Raw genomic sequence first — 19,708 nt, forward strand, 5'->3', positions numbered from 1 at the left:
GGTATTAGTTTTGTCTGCAAATCAAATCAATTATGCAGAACAATATTTTAATCATAGGAGGTAAGGGATTAGTAGGGAGTACTATAGCGCGTATCTTAAAAGATAGAAACCCTCAATACAATATAATCATAGGGACTAGAACCCCTAAAGAGTCACAGAAAGAAATACTGATAGATGTCAATACCCCGTCTTCATTAGAAGCTATTCTACCTCGAAGTATTAGCTTGATTATTTTATCTGTTAATGATCCAAAGGATTATGTACTGCGCTTTGCAATAGAACATGGAATAGATTATTTGGATATTACTAAGCCAACACCAGCTTTAAATAAAGCATTAAAAATTACTAGAGAATATACTAAATATAATAGCCGTATTGTATTTGGCTCAGGTTGGATGGGAGGGATTGTTCCTGGTTTAGTAAAATCTTCTGTGCCTGCAACAGAAAAAATAGAGAGTGTACAGCTGATGGTGTACTACTCTATAAAAGATAAAGCAGGAGAAAGTTCAGCACATTTTATGGCTGAGCATGTTGCAACTCCTTTTATTAATTATCAAAAGAATCAACCTAAGGAGGTTCTACACTTTTTAGATAGCGAATCTTATTGTTTCTCTTTTGGGTTGAGAAATAGACAAGTTTACAACTTTGACACTCCTGATTTATATATCTTGAATCAAGTAGAAAAGGTACCTACTGTCTGCGTTAAGATGACTTATAATTCTAAGTTTGTCACTCGTGTACTAGGCTGGATGCAACAGTTTGGAGTATTTAAAAGAATGTCTTTAAAGGCAAGGAAAAAGACATTTGGGGGTAGTGGAGCAGGTGATATCTCAGTATTCGAAATTATTATTAAAGGTACCCAACAAGTGAGAAGGATCCTATTAAAGAGTGAGAAGGGGCAGGCAGAATTAACAGCTTTATCAGCAGTATTACATACAGAGGCATTAGTTAATAATGAAGCTTTACCTGGACAGTATTTCGCACATCAACTTCACGAAGAAAAAGCACTTTTCACAGGTTTACAACAATATGAATCTATAACAGTAAAAGAGATATAATGAAGAGAATAACGGTTATCAATGGGCATCCCAATAAAGATTCTTTAAATTATGGTCTCGTAGAGGCTTACATTCAAGGGGCTAAGGAGAATGGAGTAGAGGTGAGAGAAATCACAGTAGCAAATATGAACTTTAATGCGAATTTGCAATATGGCTATCAGAAACGCATGGAGCTAGAACCAGATTTGGTAATGGCGATAGACAATATTAAATGGGCTAATCATTTAGTATGGATACATCCTGTATGGTGGGGTGGGCTTCCAGCTTTATTAAAAGGATTTATTGATAGAATATTTTTACCAGGTATTATGTATCAGTACAGAGAGAATAGTATGTTATGGGACAAATTACTAAGAGGCAAAACAGCACATATTATCACCACGTTAGATCAGCCAGGTTGGTATTATCGCTTGATGTATGGAAGACCTAGTGTCAATCAGCTAAAGAAATCAACACTACAGTTCTGTGGTGTATCTCCTGTAAAGGTGACTTACATAGGAATTGTCAGAAACTCTACAGAAGAACAGAGAATGAAGTGGGTGGCTAAAGTAAAAAGGCTAGGAAAACAATTGAAGTAAGAGAAGTTCTGACCTTTATAGACAATATAGTATAAGAACCTTAAAAAGGAAGAAAATATATAAATCTGTACTTTGTCCTATTAAATCTCCTATTAGGGTAAGAATAAAGAATAAGAACGCTATTAGTTTTGTAATCTCAAAATAATAGCGTTTTTTTATTCTATATAAATATCAACGTTATTATTCAATTTTAAAAAAGACAACAAAAATGGAAGAGTTTATAGACTTCGACAACTTAAAACGTCCTGTTTTAGTTCAATTTTATGCTGATTGGTGTGCTCCATGTAGAACACTATCAGGTATAATAGATCATATAGAGGAAGATATAGAAGCTAAAGTAGATTTGATAAGAGCAAATATAGATCAATGTAAAGATTTAAAAGAAGAGTTCTTTGTTCGCTCTGTACCCACGATGATTTTATTAAACAAGCAGGGAGATATCTATTGGCGTCATACAGGTGTTGTTGCTCCACAAGAGATTATGAAACACGTGTGGCAAGTAGATAAAGCATAATTTTAAAGAATTGAAATAATGAATAACGTTGTATTATTAATTGAGTATGCTTTATTATTAGGCGTAGGAGCTACTATATATATGGATCTTTATGCAGTAGCTATTAAGAAACTGTTTAATGTTTCATCATTAGACTATGCGATGGTGGGGAGATGGATAGGATCTTTTAAGAAAGGAGTCTTTAGCCACCCTAATATTATGCAGGCTACGCCAGTGAAGAACGAGAGAGCATTAGGGTGGATAGCACATTACTTCATTGGTATAAGTTTTGCCTTTGTATTATTGTTGATTTGTGGTGTAGAGTGGCTTTTAGCACCTACATTTTTACCTGCACTAGTGATAGGAGTGGCTACGACAGTGTTTCCATTCTTTATGATGCAACCAGCCTTTGGGTTTGGAATAGCAGCTTCCAAAACACCTAAACCTAATATAGTAAGGCTGCGCAGTCTTCAAGCGCACACTGTTTACGGAATAGGGTTATATGTAGCAGGATGGGTATTATCTCTAATTATTAGATAAAAAGTAAGGATATAAATGAGTCAAAATAATAAAGATATCAAGGAAATAGAATCAATAGAAGACTTTAAGAATCATTTTTTGGTATCTGAAGGAGTCAATTGTGGTGAGTGTAATAAACTGCGCTATAAAGAAGGAGCAGGCTATATGGAGGTCTTGTCTTTGGCTGATTTGAGACAGCACAATGATTTGTTTTTAGGCAGTCGCACACGTAAGCGATTTTACAGTATGGTGCTAGTCACTCAAGGGGCAGTTACTGAAGTCATAGGGCATAAAGAATACAGATTAGGTGAGCAGACTATGTACTTTGTATCGGATAACCAATTACACCAAATAAAAGAATGGACTAATGATCTAGAGGGGTTTATGTGTCTATTTGATTCTGATTATTTTTTACTTTGTATCAAACATCAAATCAAGTTGAATAGCTTTCCTTTTTTTCAATTGGACAAGGCTCCTTATGTTGAGCTTACAGAACGTGAGGTAGAGATGATGAGTCATCTGTTTTGGAAGTTAAATCAAGAACAGTGTCAAAAAGAAACTTTTAATGATGATCTATTAGTGCGTATGTTTTTGAATATTATCTTAATAGAGGCAGAACGCATATATAATCAACAGACAACATCAACTCCTTTTGTATTATCTAGAAAGGAGCAGTTAGTAGCAAAGTATCAACTATTGGTGACCCAGAATGCTATTGAATTAAAGCAAGTAAATCAATATGCAGAGTTATTACATGTACATCCTCATTACCTTAATGATATAGTGAAAGAAATTACCAATCAGCCCGCTAGTTATTTTATTCATAAGTATTTGATAGAAGAAGCAAAATCAAGACTGATACAGACGAATGATACAGTTGCTCAGATAGCTATAGATTTGAATTTTACAGAAGAATCTTATTTTGGTCGTTTCTTTAAAAAGAAAACCGATTTAACTCCTCTTCAATATAGAAAGCAACACAAACAGCATTAAGCGAGACGTAATCCTTATAGATAAAAGTAGAGCGATATAATAGCAAGAAATGGATTGTGAGAAGAAAGCAGAATCTATTTCTTTGTATACTTGTATTAAAGAAGTTAGTCATGGAAGTAAGTAAACAATATGAAAAGGCAAGACAAGCGATAGCCTATATCGTAGCTAATCATTACGCGCAACCTAATTTATCAGAGATAGCAACAGCAGTTGGCCTAAGCGAATATCATTTTCAAAGATTATTTACAGAATGGGTAGGAAGTAGTCCTAAACAGTTTTTGAGATATATAACCTTAAACTATGCAAAGTATGTTATCAAAGAGCGATTAGAACAGACCTTGTTTGATGTTGCAGATGAGGTAGGGTTGAGCAGCAGCAGTCGTTTACATGATATGTTTGTCTCTATAGAAGGTATGACTCCTAATGAGTATGCTAATAAAGGTGCGTTTTTAGAGATTGCATACAGTTATTGGGATACCTTATTTGGACAGGTGGTAGTTGCTTCTACATCTAAAGGCATTTGTCATATTGCTTTTACTTCTGAGCATAGTGATGGATTAGAACGTATTCATGCAGATTTTTCTAATGCTGTATTGGTAGAAGAAAGGAAGGTTATACACCAGACGGTGATTGATATATTAAACAGAGAAGGAGATCTGACACAAGTCAAATTACACCTTAAAGGAACTCCTTTTCAGCTTAAGGTATGGGAAGCTTTACTGCAAATTCCAGAAGGACAATTAACAACTTATGGTGGTCTAGCAGACAGATTAAATAATGCTGGAGCGAGTAGAGCGGTAGGTACCGCTATTGGACGGAATCCTGTAGCAGTATTAATACCTTGTCACCGCGTGATACAGCAGACAGGTTTATTAGGAGGATATATGTGGGGAGCAGAGAAGAAACAGTTAATCGTAGGTTGGGAATTAAGTAAAACACATGAATAAATTGCATTAACAGTAAAAGATATATAGAATAGAAGAGTATCCATAGAGGATGCTCTTTTTGTTTTGTGATAATTCCATATTAAAACTGATAGAGCGATTTGGTTTTTGAAAAATAAACTCTAAAAACTAGATTGTTTTTTGATATTGTCCCTTATTTTTCTTTAAAAAAATCAAAATGAACCTCTTTTTGGTATCTTTTTTTAGCTATTAGTCTTCTTTTTTAGCTATTGAGCTCTGTTAAGTGAATTTTTATATACATTTTTTTTAATTGATAAATAATGTAATGTATTGATATATAGCTGTTTGTTTGTGTTTTGATGATAAGTGCAGTTGCTCTAGATTGCTTGTAATCCCAGTAAATAAGGGGCTTCATAGTGAATCCTTGGACAATTATAGGAGTATAGTAGGACAATACTTGGGTATAGCGTGCTTTTGTCCAAGGATAGTCCTTTTATTGATCTAGTGTTCTTTTCTAATGAGGTTTGAAGTTTAAAATTAATATATGGGATAGAGGTAGAGAAGAAGAATAAGTATTTAGCCCCTAGGAGATATGTTTATGAATGCATTGAGGCGAAACTGTATAAGTTCGCCTCAATGCATTAGAGTCCGTTTTGATTAACGTTGATTTAGAGTTCGTGAGCTCCAATATGAAAGGAATAATAATATTCCTGTCAATAGTATAAAACCCAAAGAACTAATAGGGTCACTTTTTGCTAAATGTGCTATAGCAGCAGATATAATATTAATGGTAAATCCTGCATAAGCAAAACCTCTTATCGTAGAAGATAAGAATGGGAGCAAGATCACTATAGCTCCTAAAACTTTAGCTATGGCTAGTTCTATTCTAAAGTAATCAGGAAAGCCGAGGTAAATAAAAGCTTCTTTCATCTCTTCTGTTGCTATGTAGTTATAAGCACTAAATAACATAAATAATGAGAATAGACTTGTAGATACCCAAAATGTAATTTTAGAATTCTTCATTTGTAAGTGTTTTGTAACCTGTTTAAGTATAGGTTTTTATGAGGGTACAAACATAATTTACTTTAAGGTAGTTTTCTCCATTAGTTTCCTATAGGGAAGTGGTTTCCTTTTGCACACTATTGTAGAATAAAGTAATTTTAGGGTGAATTAAAAATAGAGCAGATGAAGAAAAAACCAGTATTGAATAATACAGAACAATGTCAAGTGAGAATAGTGGCTATAAAAGATACGATGAGCTTATTATCTGGTAAATGGAAGGTATACATTATCGGTACATTATTACATGGTGGCAAGATGAGGTTTATGGATCTAATGCGAGAAGTAGAGGGAATAGGTACAAAAATGTTGTCAAAAGAATTACAGGATCTAGAAGCAAATCATTTAATAAAAAGGACAGTGTTAAATACAAAGCCTGTTTCTGTAGAATATGAACTTACAGAGTATGGAAAAACACTAGAAAGAGTGATCGAGGAAATTATGATTTGGGGACAGAAGTACCGCCAAACGGTCTTTAATGATCATAAATAAGCTGAATATTTATTTTATACTCCTTGTATTTTGTATCTAAAAAGAGCGTAAATTTAATAAGTGATAGTACAGATAGATAAATCAATGTATCAATACTTATAAAGATAGAATATGACATCACAAGAGGGTAAATCGATTATAAGACAGGCTGTTATTAAAGGTAAAGCAGAATACTGTCATCTCATCTTAGAACCAAAACCTAAGATTGTGTTTACTATAGATGGAAAAATAAATTCTCATCAGACTACTATTTTAGGCAAGGAGAATGGCTTTTTTTCATGGATGCAGTTTGTAGTAATTATTATGTTTATACTTAGTTTACTGACTTATTATTACGTGGGCTTTTATTATGCGCTGATTCCAAGTATTATTACGCTTTATTTGTTGTATGTTATTTATAGTGGTCGAGATATGACTACTGTTAATGTCATAGATAAGCAGGATGTTATAGAAGTTAATTTGGTCAAGAGGTCTTATCCCTCTGCTATAGGTTTTGATATCCGTTTTAAAGATAGTAAGGGCAACAGAAAAGTGAGAAGGTTTTTATTAGCTAATCAAGGAACTGGTAAAGAGGAGTTTTATGAGAAGGCAAAGGAATTGTTTAGAAACAATGGATATATGTAATATAAAATAGGGAGATGTCATTTTGCATCTCCCTATTCAGTTTATAAGCTAAGTATTATATGATCATTATTTCCACCAATGGTAGTAGTTGTGCCCTCCATCGTGTACGAACCCGCATCTAGGATACAGTGTATTCCCTATGTCATTTGTTTTTTCTGTTTCTAGCATTAGTCCACATGCATTGGTTTCTTCACACCATTGTTTAGAACGGTCGATAATAGCTACAGATAAACCGATACCTCTGTAGTCAGGGTGTACGAATAAGTCACTTAATAACCACTGTTTTTCTAATTTGATGTAATGATACAGTTCGTATAGCTGTACGAACCCTACTGCTTGCCCATCTACATACGCTAAGAATATATGTGACTGGTCATTAGACAGACGGTCAAGTAAGAATTGTTTTCCTTTTTCATAATTTGATTCTTGTCTATAGAATACTCGATACATATCGAATAGCATTGACGCATCTTCTAGGTGTTCTAAAGTTGCTTTTACTAAAGTTGCAGTTGTGTTTTTTAGAGTTACTTGTTGTCTTGTTACCCCAGTGTTCGTTGTAGTCATAAATACTTATTGGTTTAAAATTTCGAGGCAAATGTCTCCTAAATATGGAAGGATATTATAGACCAGTTTTAAAATAGTTTAGTAGTCCTGTTGAGGGTATATTAAGAAGGTTCTATGGGACTATATGTAAAATGTTTCTTAAAAAGAGAAATCTTAGTATTCATCATAGTTTAAGAATGTTTTGGAAAAGTATAAAATCCAATAATTATACAACAACTAACCAAAATAATATAACAACTCCATGAGATGAGAGTATTACTTTTGGCATAGAGATTATGAAAAAACTATTCGTCATATTATTTGCATTTTTGTACACAGGCTTGGCTTCAGGCTTCAGTACATATAAGCACATCTGTCAAGGATTAGTGCAGCAGACGAGTATGTCTAATTCTCAGACTGATGATTATAACTGTGGTTTCTGTGCAAGAACAGGAAAGACAGTAAAAGAACCTAAAAAATACTGCTGCGAAGAAAAAGTAGAGGTAGTAAAGGTGAAATCTGAAGTTCAGAACAATGTTTTTAAAATCTTCAAAATAAACTTCTTTACAGATGCTATTCTCCACCGTTACTTTGGTGCTGTATATGAGTATGCGACTACTGTACAGGATAACTTCACTACATATACGTACTATTTATACAAGGTCAAAGAAGTACCATTGTATATCAAGAACTGTGTCTATAGAATTTGATTAAATACAATAATGAATTAATGTGTCCAACTATAGGATACACGTCTCATATTGTATAATTAATCACAACATTTCACATGAAAATTAATAGGATAGCGCTGTTTGTCCTATTGGGATCAGTATCTATGTCTTATAGCCAAGAGCTTAAGTTAGATGCTGCATTAAAACAGGCTATAGAACGATACGACCTTATTAAGGTCAAAGAAGCAAGACTTCGTGCTTCTGAAGAAAATACAACCAATCAAAAAGGGAACTATTTCCCAGATTTAACTTTCGGTGCCCAGCAGAGTTATGGAACCATTAATGCGCAGAACGGGCCTCTATACGCGTATGGAGGACTTGGTTCGGCAGCTACCTCAATGCCTTTAGCAGATCAGAATTGGAATGCGGCATTTGGTTCACTGTACTTTGCTAATGTCAATTGGAATATCTTTTCTTTTGGTAAAACAAAGGAGGGGGTAACTATGGCTCAAAAGCAACAAGAAGTAAATCTTAAAGACTTAGAACAAGAGATTTTCCAACAACAAATAAAGGTAGGAGCAACATACTTTAATCTTTTGGCATCTCAGCGTATTAAGTATGTGCAACAAAAGAATTTAGAACGCGCAAGAGTATTCCATGAAGTTACAGCTGCTAAAGCTAAGAGTGGATTATTGCCTCAGGTAGATGAGCGTTTAGCAATGGCTGAAGTAGCTCATGCAGAAGCGCTACATATCAAAGCGTATGACAAGGAAGTAGAGTTTAATAAACAGTTAGCAGTACTGTTAGATGAGCAAATGAAGTCGTACGTATTAGATGATGTATTTGTATTAGACAAACCGATAATTGTAGAAGAGACCTCTAAAACAAAAGAAGAACATCCAATATTGTTATGGCAAGAGAGCAAAGTAGCTCAAAGTGAATCAATGGAGCGCTTAGTGACAAAAGGGAGTTTGCCTACATTGAATGCCTTCGGAGTGTTGCAAGGTAGAGGTTCTGGTTTTGACTATAACTATGTACAGGATAATAGTGCTTATTCTTCTGCTTATGGCAAAGGGGTAGGTATCGATAGAGGAAACTACTTAGTAGGACTTCAATTGACTTGGAATATATCTAACTATTTTAGAACAACTTATAAGCGAAAACAACAAGAGCACATCACAAAGAGCTATTCTTATGAATTAGCGCAGATGAACAAGGAATTAGAAAATCAAATTGCGCTTACAAAAGACAAGTATGCTAATGCAGAGGCTGTGTGGACACAAAGTAAAATACAGTTAGCAGCAGCAGAGGTGGCCTTTAAACAACAAAAGGCATTGTATGACAATGGGTTGAGCAACTTAGTAGATTTTACACAAGCGCTTTATACGTTACAACGCGCGGAGATAGACTATGAGATCGCTCAAAACAATGTGTGGCAATCTCTATTGCTACAGGCTTCTGCTTTTGGTGATATTCAATATTTGTTAAACGCTATTCCCCTAAAATAAGATAGTATGAATTTAATTCGATTTGCCTTGCGCAAGCCAATATCTATTATGGTATTGGTAATAGGACTATTGTTCTTTGGAGTAAAATCATCTAAAGAGATTCCAGTAGATATTCTTCCAGAGATGAACTTACCAGTGGTTTATATTGCCCATTCGTTTAATGGGTATACTCCACAACAAATGGAAGGTTACTTCACGAAGATGTATGTAAATATGATGCTTTTTGCCAATGGTATTAAAAGTATCGACACTAAAAATACACAAGGGTTAACCCTGATGAAAATAGAGTTTTACGAAGGGACAGATATGGGAGAGGCTATTGCGTCTATCTCTGCACTGTCTAACCGTTCGGTAATCTTCTTGCCACCAGGAGCACCACCACCATTTATTATTCGTTTTGATGCTTCTTCTCAACCTGTTGGGCAGTTAGTATTTCGTTCAGAAACGAAGACAAATAATGAACTACAGGATATTGCGAACTTTGCTGCTCGTCCATTCTTGATTAAGATTCCTGGATTGACTACAGCTCCACCATTTGGAGGGTCACCACGTACGATAGAGATCAATATAGATCCTAATAAATTGCGTACGCATCATATGAGCCCAGAGCAAGTGGTAGAAGCAATTAGTAGACAGAACGTAACGATGCCTTCTGGTAACGTGTATGTAGGTGATAAGAACTATCTGACACCGACTAATAATACGTTAAAAACGGTAGAAGAGTTTGGAGATATTCCTTTGTTTAAGGGACAGGTAGATAATGTGTACTTACGCGATGTGGCTACTGTAAAAGATGGTGCTGATATTACAACAGGATACGCTTTAGTAGACGGTAAACGATCTGTATACATCAATATTGCTAAATCGGGTAAAGCTTCTACGTATGACGTGGTGGAGAAATTAAAGGAATCATTACCAATGATTCAGAATAACTTACCAGATGATGTAAAAATCTCTTACGAGTTTGACCAATCTGTGAATGTGATTAATGCGGTTAAGAGTTTAATCGTAGAAGGAGTTTTAGGAGCGCTATTGACAGGGTTAATGGTTATGCTGTTCTTAAAAGACCCACGCGGTGCATTAATCGTAATTATGACTATTCCGATTGCTATTATTTCAGCTGTATTATTCTTAAAGATGTTCGGACAGACGATTAATATCATGACTTTATCAGGATTAGCTTTAGCGATAGGTATTCTGGTGGATGAGAGTACGGTGACGATAGAGAATATACACCAGCACTTTGCCCTCGGTAAGAATAAGGTACAGGCAATATGGGATGCGTGTAAGGAGATAGCTTTCCCTAAGTTATTAATCTTGTTTAGCATTTTGGCTGTATTTGCACCAGCCTTTATGATGACAGGTATTCCTGGAGCACTATTTATGCCTCTAGCGATGGCCATTGGTTTTGCGATGACGGTTTCATTCTTACTTTCTCAGACATTCGTGCCTATTATGGCGAACTGGCTGATGAAGTACAATCCAGAAAAACACGCTATACCAGAAGAAGCAAAAGGCTTTGACAAGTTTAAGAATAGAGTAGTGGCAGGGATTGAGAAAGTGATGCCTATGAAGAAGATAATCGTTATAGGTTCTATTCTAGCGGCCATCTTAGCTGTAGCAGTGATGTACCAAAACATAGGAAAGGACGTATTGCCTACAGTCAATTCAAGTCAGGTACAAATGCGTATTACAGCTCCTGAAGGGACACGTATAGAGCATACAGAAATGAAGGTGAAGAAGGTATTAAGCGAATTAGAAGATTTATTTGGCAAAGAGAAGATAGCGATATCATCAGCCTTTGTGGGACAACACCCTTCATCGTTTGCAGTAAGTCCTATTTATCTATACAATGCGGGGCCTCATGAAGCATCAATGCAAATAGCATTTAATGATTTCAGTGGAAATACAGATGAGCTAAAAGATCAAATACGCGAGCGTATAAAAGAGAAATTGCCAGAGTTGAAGTTGACTTTTGAACCGATTGAATTAACAGAGAAAATCTTAAGTCAAGGAACTAATACTCCTATTGAGATACGCGTATCAGGAATGATGCGTAAGATGAATATGATGACAGCAAATAAGTTGTTGACTAAGCTGAATGAGTTAGAGTATATGCGCGATGTAAAAATGCCTATCTCTATGAACTATCCATCGTATGAGATTAATATCGATCGTGTGAGAGCAGCTCAGTTAGGATTAGATGCTATGGATATAGCGAAGTCTTTAGTAGCGACAACAGCTTCTTCTCGTTATACGAATCGAAATATGTGGGTAGGTGGTATGATGGGAATCGCTTATGATGTTCAGGTACAGATGCCACAGAATCAGTTAAACAGCAAAGAGGAATTAGAGAATATACCGCTGAGTAAAAATGCAGATAGACCTGTGCTTAGTGATGTAGCTACTATTACAGAAGGGAAAGCACTGGCAGAGAGTTATAATGAAGGAACTATGGGATATGTAACAGTAATTGCCAATGTACATAAAACAGATTTGAATAGAGCGAAAGAAGATGTACAAGCTGCTATCGCAGAATTAGGAGAATTGCCAAAAGGAGTAAACGTAGAGTTAAAAGGAATGGCTCCTGTATTAGATGATACAATGCAAAGTTTAGCCAATGGTTTATTGATTGCGATTGTTGTTATATTCTTAATGTTAACAGCCAACTTCCAATCGTTTAAAGTATCATTTGTCATCTTGACTACTGTACCATTCGTAATGTTAGGTTCACTGTTATTGTTGAAAGCAACCGGTTCTACCATCAACTTACAGTCTTATATGGGAATCATTATGTCTGTAGGTGTGTCTATTGCCAATGCAGTGTTATTGATTAATAATGCAGAGACTTTGCGCAAGACTGGCTGGACATCAACGGCTGCGGCCTTAGAAGCGGCAAGGTTGCGTATTAGACCGATTGCGATGACAACTATAGCGATGATAGCAGGTATGTTGCCAATGGCTATCGGACATGGAGAAGGAAGTGAGCAAGTAGCTCCATTAGGAAGAGCAGTTATAGGAGGGTTGATGGCTTCTACAGTATCTGTACTGATTATTCTACCTATGGTTTTTGCTTGGGTTATGAATAAAGTAACAAGAGACTCTCCATCGTTAGATCCAGAAGATGAAGAAAGCATTCACTATTTACCTATTGAAAACAAATAAGACAGATGAAAAGAATATATATAGCATTAGTTAGCCTTGTAGTATTAACGGCTTGTGCAGATAAGAAGACTACTGAAGTAGTTGAAAATAAAGAAGAAAAAGGGGGAATGAATATGGGAATGAATAAGATGGAGACTATTGGCATAGAACCAACCAATCCTATCGTTCCACTTCAATTGCCTGGTGAATTAAGAGCAGACCAACGTACTGAATTATTTGCTAAAGTAAATAGTTATGTAACTGATTTGCGTGTGGATATAGGTGACCACGTAAAGAAAGGCCAAGTATTAATGGTATTAGATGCGCCTGAGATTCAGGCGCAAGTATCCAGTGCGCAAGCTAAGTGGAAAGCACAGGAGGCCATATACATTTCTACCAAGGCTACGTATGATCGCACAATAAAAGCAAATGAGACAGAGGGAGCTATCGCACCTGATTATTTAGAGCAAGTGACGGCTAAGATGTTAGCAGATAAAGCACAACTAGCTTCTTCAAAGTCTTCGTATGAAGAAATGAAGAATATAGATCAATACCTAGTGATTAGAGCGCCATTTGATGGTGTGATTACAGATAGACAAGTAGACAAGGGAGCTTATGTAGGCCCTATGAGTAAAATGCCTTTACTAATCGTAGAGGACACTTCTATACTGCGTCTAAACCTATCTATCTCAGAGGCAAATACGCCTTATGTAAAAGAGAGAGATACAGTGAAGTTTAGAGTGCGTACGTTACCTCAAAAGGAATTTACAGGAGTAATAACACGTAAGGCGGGAAGTTTAGATTTAAAACTGCGTTCAGAGCAGATTCAAGCAGATATTAATAATAAAGAACAGCTGTTAAAACCTAATATGATAGCGGATGCTACTATAAGTTTAAAAAGTACAGAACCAACATTCTTTGTACCTAAATCAGCTTTAGTTGAGAGTAATCTTGGGTTGTATGTGATTGAAGTGAGAAATGGTACAGCGTATCATATTAAGGTAGCTAAAGGACGTGTTATGCCCATGATGGTTGAGGTTTTTGGAGAGCTAAGACCAGGTATGAAGATTTTAAAAATGGCAACAGAAGAAATAATGAATGAACAAAAATTAATGTAATAAAAATGATGATTATGAGAACATTTGCAATTAGAAGTTTAGCAGTAGTAGGAGTTAGTTTGCTTACTATCGCTTGTGGAGAAACAAAAAAAGAGCCAGTAGAGGTAGCTCCAACACATGAAAATCATGCTAATCATGATATGCATTCTATGCATAAAGAAAGTGAGCCAGTGGCTGCTAGAGGACAGTATAAAAGAGGAGATGCTGTACCTAGTGATCTAGTATGTATGGTAAATGATGCTTATATGGGGAATAAACAGTTAGAAGTAGAGTACGAAGGAAAAATGTATTACGGATGTTGTGAAATGTGTAAAACAAGAATTCCTCAAGATGCAACTGTGCGCGCAGCTATAGATCCATATTCTTTAAAATCAGTAGATAAAGCAGAAGCATATATCGTGATAGTAGGGAATAATGGTGAGGTAGCTTATTTTGAGAATGAAGGGAATTATCAAAAATTCGTTGCAGAACACAAGCAGAGTTAATAAAGAGAAATCAGGAGTACTGATCTAGTCAGTACTCCTTTTTAAAAACAAAGATTGTATTGCGTTATTATACTATATCGTGAAAGTTAAAAACGAGATATGATTAGTCTATTGTTTATTAGGATAAAAAAATGAGATATGGAGTATTCGGTAGTTTTACATATTAAGAATATGGTTTGTCACCGTTGTGTTTTAATGATAGAACAAGAATTAAAAAAAATTGGTGTATTAGAGACTAAAGTTGAATTGGGAAAGGTGTCGCTTTTGTATAATTTAAGTGAACAGACTTTTAAGGTGTTTAAAGAGAGGTTGAATATACTTGGTTTTGAATTAATAGTAGAAAAACAAGATATACTGATAGAGAGTATTAAACAATTAATTATAGACCTCGTACAGACGGATAGTCGATTATCTACCAATCTATCTTATTTGATATCGGATAATTTAGCAATAGACTATAGTTATGCAAGTAAGTTGTTTTCAGAGCGAGAATCAGTTACAATAGAGAAGTTTTATATCCATCAACGTATTGAACGAGTGAAGGAATATATTTCGTATGGTGAAATGACACTATTAGAAATAGCTAGTAAGATGTATTATAATGATTTGAGTCATTTGAGTAAACAGTTTAAAAGTGTGGTGGGAGTGTCTCCATCTCAATATAAAAAAGAACAGAAATTTAATAGGAATTATATTGATAAGATAATTACTTAGTTTGATGCGCTATGCAGGTGAGAGTGCATAGTATTTTTTTTATTTGTACTTGTAAAAGAGGACGTCGCGAGATGCTCCTCTTTTTTTGCGATGTTTTGTTGTGATTTAAGTGTCTTTATTTCCTATTTGACTGTTTAAGACTAAAATATTACCATGTGTTTGTTTTTCCATGCTGAAAAAAGAGTAAGATATTAGCAATATGTGATTTAATCACTAAATGTGATGGTGTCTTGTGAATGAAAAATGTAATATTATGATAATCACTATATGTGATGAAATCGGAAGTGTAAGTTGTTTATATGTGTTTTATGCTAGAAGTGTTTTTTGTTTTGATGTATTGAAAAATAGTTAAATATTGATATAAAAATAATTATAATTCTTTTATTTGTTTATTTTAGTGAATAATAATATGTGTGTTTGGTGTATTATTGAATATTATATGTTTGTGTAGAGTTGTTTAAATAAATAAAAAAACCATTCTACTTAAGTAGGAAATAGGATTTATATATGTAACATAACATTGATAATGTAATAACAATGTGCAGTTTTTCCTTTTATATCAATGAAGTAGTTTATTAATATAATTGATTTAATAAAATGGATAAATTATTTTATAGAAAATAGTAACAGCTAAATATTCATTTAATGAACACGTTATTTATTCTTTTTCTGTGATTTAATAGATAGGTTTAGATCACCAGATTTTCAATACTTAGAATAGTAAATATTTGAATATTTACATTTACGGAGAATTTCTTAATATTTTATTTGTTTTTGTAACACAGTGTTTTTTAGTATGTTATTTTTATTATTCATTGGTTTTTACTCTTTTTTTAAACATTTTTTCTCTGTTATTAAATATTGGCAAGATAATTGTTTATTGTCGATATATGCGAATAAAGTAGTAGTAAGTAAAGTGAAATAATAAATTGTGATAAGTATGAAAAGTAGTGAAAGCGTAATTAAAAAGTTGAAACAGTTGTTAGGTATAAAAACTGATTTAGAATTAGCAAATATTTTAGAAGTAAAGCCTAATACAGTATCATCATGGAAGTCGAGAGAGACTTTGCAATATGAAAAAATCATAAATTTGTGTAAAGAGCACAAAATTGATTTGAATGAGTTATTCTTTTCAAATACACATAAAGTTTTTAATACAGATTTACAAAAAAGAAAAGTCAAAATGATATCTGTAGACCATCATTTTGAGTATTTCTTAAACCCAGAAAGAACATGGGCTACTTCGCCTAGTTTTGTTTTTCCTACAGAAGAAGAAGTGGATACAGCATTTCAGATTTCAGCAGATAATATGTATCCTACCGTAAAGGTATCGTCTTATGTCCTAACTAAGAAAATAGATTTAGAAGAAATTAAACCATGGGGTATTTATGTGGTTGTTATAGAAGGAAAAGGTGTACTGTGTTATCGATTTAAAAGATATACTGAAAATGGCGAGCTAGCATTTATATGTGATAATGAAACATATGAAAACATAGTAGTGAAACCTCAGGATATTAGAGAAGTGTTTTGTGTACGAGGGGCATTTCTTGGAAATATTAAGAATCTTTCATAATTTTTATATTTGGTTATAAAAACGGGTTATTGCATTTGTGATAACCCGTTTTTTATTGTTTTTATAGCCGTATTATTTAGTATTTATTCTAGTGTAAATAAGCAATGGTTTAATATTGAGTATTTTAAGTAATGAATAAGATGTTATTTTTATGCTCTGAAGTGGGGAGAAGGAGGTGTATTTGGATAATTAGCAAAAGGGAAAGTAGGTGTTCGGATTATGTTGAGAATGGAGCGTATAAATTGGATTTAACCGAATTTTATTAGGGAATAACTGTTTATTTATTTAGAATGTCCTAAATTTGAGGGAATATTTTGAATAATTAAAGAGATTAAAATATGAGTCAAGAAGTTAGAGGGTTAGAACCTAAGAACTTATGGAACAAGTTCGCAGATCTAAATGCAGTACCTCGTCCATCTAAGAAGGAAGAGCGTGTGATTGAGTTCATGATGAACTTTGGAAAGTCTTTAGGTCTAGAAACGATAAAAGATGAGGTAGGTAATGTTATTATTAAAAAACCTGCTACTAAAGGATTGGAGAACAGAAAAGTGGTTGTAATGCAATCTCACTTAGATATGGTTCACCAAAAGAATAACGATACTGTATTTGACTTCGATACTCAGGGAATCGACATGTATGTGGAAGATGGATGGGTAAGAGCTAGAGGTACTACTTTAGGTGCAGATAATGGTCTAGGTGTAGCTGCTATCATGGCTATCTTAGAAAGTAACGAAATTCCACATCCAGCTATTGAAGCTTTATTTACTATAGATGAAGAAACAGGAATGACGGGTGCTAAAGGTCTTCAAGGAGGAATGTTAGAAGGAGAGATTCTTTTAAACTTAGATACAGAAGAGGACGATGAGATAGATATAGGATGTGCTGGTGGTGTAGATGTAACTGCATCTGCTGAGTACGATGAAGAGGATACACCTGAAGGATCTATAGGATACAGAATCACTGTAAAAGGATTAAAAGGAGGGCACTCTGGTATGGATATCCACAAGGGGTTAGGAAATGCAAATAAAATCATGAATAGATTGTTATTTGATGCTTTTGATAACTTTGGGTTACAGATATCTAAAATCAAAGGAGGAAGCTTAAGAAATGCTATTCCTAGAGAGAGTGTGGCTGAGGTAATTATAGCTAGTACTTTTGATGAGGCATTCGTATTTGATATGACGTCTATCGTAGATGAAATTAAAGCAGAATTACATACTGTAGATTCTGATTTTGAAGTAATATTCGAAAAGCTAGATACAGCTGATACACCTAAGAAAGTGATGCCTTCTATGGCTCAGTATTTTTTCGTAAGATCTATGTATACTGCTCATAATGGTGTATTCCGTATGAGTCCAGACTTTGACGATTTAGTAGAGGCTTCTAATAATATCGCTAAAGTAGATTTAGGAGAAGGTAAACTAGTAGTGAAATGTTTAACACGTTCTTCTGTTGAATCATCTAAGTTTGATGTAGCGAATAGCCTACGTTCAGCATTTGAATTAATGGGGTGTGAAGTAGAATTCTCTGGATCTTATCCAGGATGGACACCTAACTCTGAGTCTGAAATACTAGATGTATTAGTAGATATCTATGAAAAACAAGTAGGTGAAAAACCAAATGTAGTAGCATGTCATGCAGGACTAGAGTGCGGTATCTTAGGAACGAATTATCCTGATATGGATATGATTTCTTTTGGTCCAACTATTCGCGGAGCACACTCTCCTGTAGAGCGCGCTAATATTGTCTCTGTACAGAAGTTCTGGAAGTTCTTGTTGGAAATATTAACTCAGATTCCTGAGAAAAAATAAATAAGAAAAACTTATTTAAAATAGAAGAGGCTTTATTAAGAAGCCTCTTTTTTTGTGCCTTAAATTTATTATATAGGTTAATTTATATATTTGTTTACGTAAAAAATGTTAAGTTTTTAATTAGCTTTGTGTTTTAATATTATAATTAACAATGAAAGCGATATTTAAACAATTATTTATTCTAGTTATCATCTTATGTGGGATAAATCTTTTTGGGCAAGAAGTTAAACTACCCTTTATACTATCAAAAGATAAAACGTCTATATTTTTAAAATTGCCATTGGAGAATCAAAAGGATAGTTTGCTTTTTTTCTTTGATACAGGCGCAGGAATTACAATGATAGATTCAGATGTTGCTCATAAGAAAGGGTTTGTGATCAATAGTTCTATTAATGTAAGTGGAGCAGGAGGAAAGAAGCGTTATGATATGATGACTGGCTATAAATTAAAGTTGGATCAGAATACCGTTATGGATAGTATATCTATAGTATTAGATGACTTTTCTAGATTGACAGAACTATATGAGAAAAAATTTGATGGTATTATCGGATCGACAATTTTAGGAAAGTATTTAACTAAAATAGATTTTGGTACTCAAACTATAAGTTTGTATAAATTTGGAACTCCTCTAGATTATACAGGGTATCAAAAGCTGCCTATTGAATTCTATGGATCTAATCTTGCTAAGTTACCAATCACTCTTGAACTTACAAATGGAGAGAAGTTTCAAGGAGATGTTCTTTTTGATAGTGGAGCAGGAGTAACACTTATCGTGAATAGACCTTATAAGGAAGAGCATAAGCTATACGAAAAGCTAGATAAAAAGATTACGTATGCAGGTAATAATTTAAGCAATAAGACTTACTACGAAAAAGGGATTATTAAGAATATTCAGTTAGGAAATTATACTATAGAAAAAAGTGATATGGCTATTTCTCTTTCATCTGATACTTCGGGGGTGAGTGCAGATGTGGGAATAGTTGGAATTATGGGGAGTGAAATAATTCATAGATTTGATTTAATCCTTGATTATAAAGAAAAGGCGATTTATATTAAGCCTAATCATTTGTATACTAAAGATTTTGAACCATTAGTGAATCCATTATCCTTAAGGTATAATAATGACCGTACTGAAATTATTATTGCAAATGTAATAGAAGGTACAGATGCATATAAAAAAGGATTAAGAGAGGGATATAGAATTTTATCGATAAATGGAATAAGCTATAATGATTTCACAGACTATCAAGAAATACTTAAAAAAGAAAATAAAAAAGTTAGTATTAAGTATAGTGATGAAAAAGGCAAAGTAAAGACAGCTAATATCTCATTAACAAGAATACTTTAGATGCTATCGGACATAATTGTTTTTTAAGTCAGTAGATAGAGATAGAAGTTCTAATTAAAAAAATTAATGTTT

Annotated in this window: 19 protein-coding genes; 17 read left to right on the forward strand and 2 right to left on the reverse strand. The window is 34.0% G+C overall.

Features of this window, described 5'->3' with window-relative positions; genetic code table 11:
* Window positions 1-32: 32 nt before the first annotated feature.
* The 6 genes from AABL85_RS02125 (at window position 33) to AABL85_RS02150 (ending at window position 4,588) form a co-directional block, all read left to right on the forward strand.
* Window positions 33-1,058, forward strand: a complete 1,026-nt coding sequence (locus tag AABL85_RS02125; protein ID WP_341308985.1) for a saccharopine dehydrogenase NADP-binding domain-containing protein — start codon at window positions 33-35, stop codon at window positions 1,056-1,058.
* On the forward strand, window positions 1,058-1,636 hold the full coding sequence (locus AABL85_RS02130; protein ID WP_341308986.1) for an NAD(P)H-dependent oxidoreductase: 579 nt from the start codon (window positions 1,058-1,060) through the stop codon (window positions 1,634-1,636). Before AABL85_RS02125 ends, AABL85_RS02130 begins: the two co-directional genes overlap by 1 nt.
* 208 nt (window positions 1,637-1,844) lie before the next feature.
* Window positions 1,845-2,150, forward strand: a complete 306-nt coding sequence (locus AABL85_RS02135) for a thioredoxin family protein (RefSeq protein ID WP_341308987.1) — start codon at window positions 1,845-1,847, stop codon at window positions 2,148-2,150.
* Between the two features lie 18 nt (window positions 2,151-2,168).
* Complete coding sequence (locus AABL85_RS02140; protein ID WP_341308988.1) at window positions 2,169-2,669, forward strand: DUF2938 domain-containing protein; 501 nt, start codon at window positions 2,169-2,171, stop codon at window positions 2,667-2,669.
* 15 nt (window positions 2,670-2,684) lie between these two features.
* Window positions 2,685-3,641, forward strand: coding sequence for a helix-turn-helix transcriptional regulator (locus AABL85_RS02145; protein WP_341308989.1), 957 nt, complete (start codon window positions 2,685-2,687; stop codon window positions 3,639-3,641).
* 110 nt (window positions 3,642-3,751) lie between these two features.
* The gene (locus AABL85_RS02150; protein WP_341308990.1) at window positions 3,752-4,588 is read left to right on the forward strand and encodes a methylated-DNA--[protein]-cysteine S-methyltransferase; all 837 of its coding nucleotides are present in this window, start codon (window positions 3,752-3,754) and stop codon (window positions 4,586-4,588) included.
* A gap of 615 nt (window positions 4,589-5,203) precedes the next feature.
* On the opposite strand, the gene AABL85_RS02155 is transcribed toward AABL85_RS02150, so the two are convergent.
* Window positions 5,204-5,569: a DoxX family protein gene (locus AABL85_RS02155; RefSeq protein ID WP_341308991.1), complete on the reverse strand. Its 366-nt coding sequence runs from the start codon at window positions 5,567-5,569 to the stop codon at window positions 5,204-5,206.
* 162 nt (window positions 5,570-5,731) lie between these two features.
* Between AABL85_RS02155 and AABL85_RS02160 the strand changes: the two genes are divergently transcribed.
* Both AABL85_RS02160 and AABL85_RS02165 read left to right on the forward strand, forming a co-directional pair.
* On the forward strand, window positions 5,732-6,097 hold the full coding sequence (locus AABL85_RS02160) for a helix-turn-helix domain-containing protein (protein WP_341308992.1): 366 nt from the start codon (window positions 5,732-5,734) through the stop codon (window positions 6,095-6,097).
* A 111-nt stretch (window positions 6,098-6,208) separates the two neighbouring features.
* A complete protein-coding gene (locus AABL85_RS02165; RefSeq protein ID WP_341308993.1) occupies window positions 6,209-6,721 on the forward strand; it encodes a hypothetical protein in 513 nt (170 codons plus the stop codon).
* Window positions 6,722-6,787: 66 nt separating this feature from the next.
* Here AABL85_RS02165 and AABL85_RS02170 read toward each other — a convergent pair whose 3' ends face one another.
* A complete protein-coding gene (locus tag AABL85_RS02170) occupies window positions 6,788-7,285 on the reverse strand; it encodes a GNAT family N-acetyltransferase (RefSeq protein ID WP_341308994.1) in 498 nt (165 codons plus the stop codon).
* Between the two features lie 275 nt (window positions 7,286-7,560).
* Here AABL85_RS02170 and AABL85_RS02175 point away from each other — a divergent pair, with 275 nt between their 5' ends.
* The 9 genes from AABL85_RS02175 to AABL85_RS02215 all read left to right on the forward strand — a co-directional run bounded on the left by AABL85_RS02175 (window position 7,561) and on the right by AABL85_RS02215 (window position 19,636).
* On the forward strand, window positions 7,561-7,974 hold the full coding sequence (locus tag AABL85_RS02175) for an HYC_CC_PP family protein (protein ID WP_341308995.1): 414 nt from the start codon (window positions 7,561-7,563) through the stop codon (window positions 7,972-7,974).
* A 77-nt stretch (window positions 7,975-8,051) separates the two neighbouring features.
* Window positions 8,052-9,443 carry a TolC family protein gene (locus AABL85_RS02180; protein WP_341308996.1) on the forward strand — a complete coding sequence of 464 codons (1,392 nt, stop codon included), beginning with the start codon at window positions 8,052-8,054 and terminating at the stop codon, window positions 9,441-9,443.
* Window positions 9,444-9,449: 6 nt separating this feature from the next.
* Window positions 9,450-12,608 carry an efflux RND transporter permease subunit gene (locus AABL85_RS02185; protein WP_341308997.1) on the forward strand — a complete coding sequence of 1,053 codons (3,159 nt, stop codon included), beginning with the start codon at window positions 9,450-9,452 and terminating at the stop codon, window positions 12,606-12,608.
* A gap of 5 nt (window positions 12,609-12,613) precedes the next feature.
* Window positions 12,614-13,705 carry an efflux RND transporter periplasmic adaptor subunit gene (locus AABL85_RS02190; RefSeq protein ID WP_341308998.1) on the forward strand — a complete coding sequence of 364 codons (1,092 nt, stop codon included), beginning with the start codon at window positions 12,614-12,616 and terminating at the stop codon, window positions 13,703-13,705.
* A gap of 14 nt (window positions 13,706-13,719) precedes the next feature.
* On the forward strand, window positions 13,720-14,190 hold the full coding sequence (locus AABL85_RS02195; protein WP_341308999.1) for a hypothetical protein: 471 nt from the start codon (window positions 13,720-13,722) through the stop codon (window positions 14,188-14,190).
* Window positions 14,191-14,328: 138 nt separating this feature from the next.
* Window positions 14,329-14,904, forward strand: a complete 576-nt coding sequence (locus AABL85_RS02200; RefSeq protein ID WP_341309000.1) for an AraC family transcriptional regulator — start codon at window positions 14,329-14,331, stop codon at window positions 14,902-14,904.
* Window positions 14,905-15,844: 940 nt separating this feature from the next.
* Window positions 15,845-16,477 (forward strand): LexA family transcriptional regulator, encoded by a 633-nt coding sequence (locus AABL85_RS02205; protein WP_341309001.1) that lies wholly within the window; start codon window positions 15,845-15,847, stop codon window positions 16,475-16,477.
* 338 nt (window positions 16,478-16,815) lie between these two features.
* Complete coding sequence (locus AABL85_RS02210) at window positions 16,816-18,288, forward strand: aminoacyl-histidine dipeptidase (RefSeq protein ID WP_341309002.1); 1,473 nt, start codon at window positions 16,816-16,818, stop codon at window positions 18,286-18,288.
* Between the two features lie 151 nt (window positions 18,289-18,439).
* Complete coding sequence (locus tag AABL85_RS02215; RefSeq protein WP_341309003.1) at window positions 18,440-19,636, forward strand: aspartyl protease family protein; 1,197 nt, start codon at window positions 18,440-18,442, stop codon at window positions 19,634-19,636.
* Window positions 19,637-19,708 lie beyond the last annotated feature (72 nt).

Origin of the sequence: Myroides odoratimimus (assembly GCF_038039805.1) — a bacterium.
GTDB lineage: Bacteria > Bacteroidota > Bacteroidia > Flavobacteriales > Flavobacteriaceae > Flavobacterium > Flavobacterium odoratimimum_B.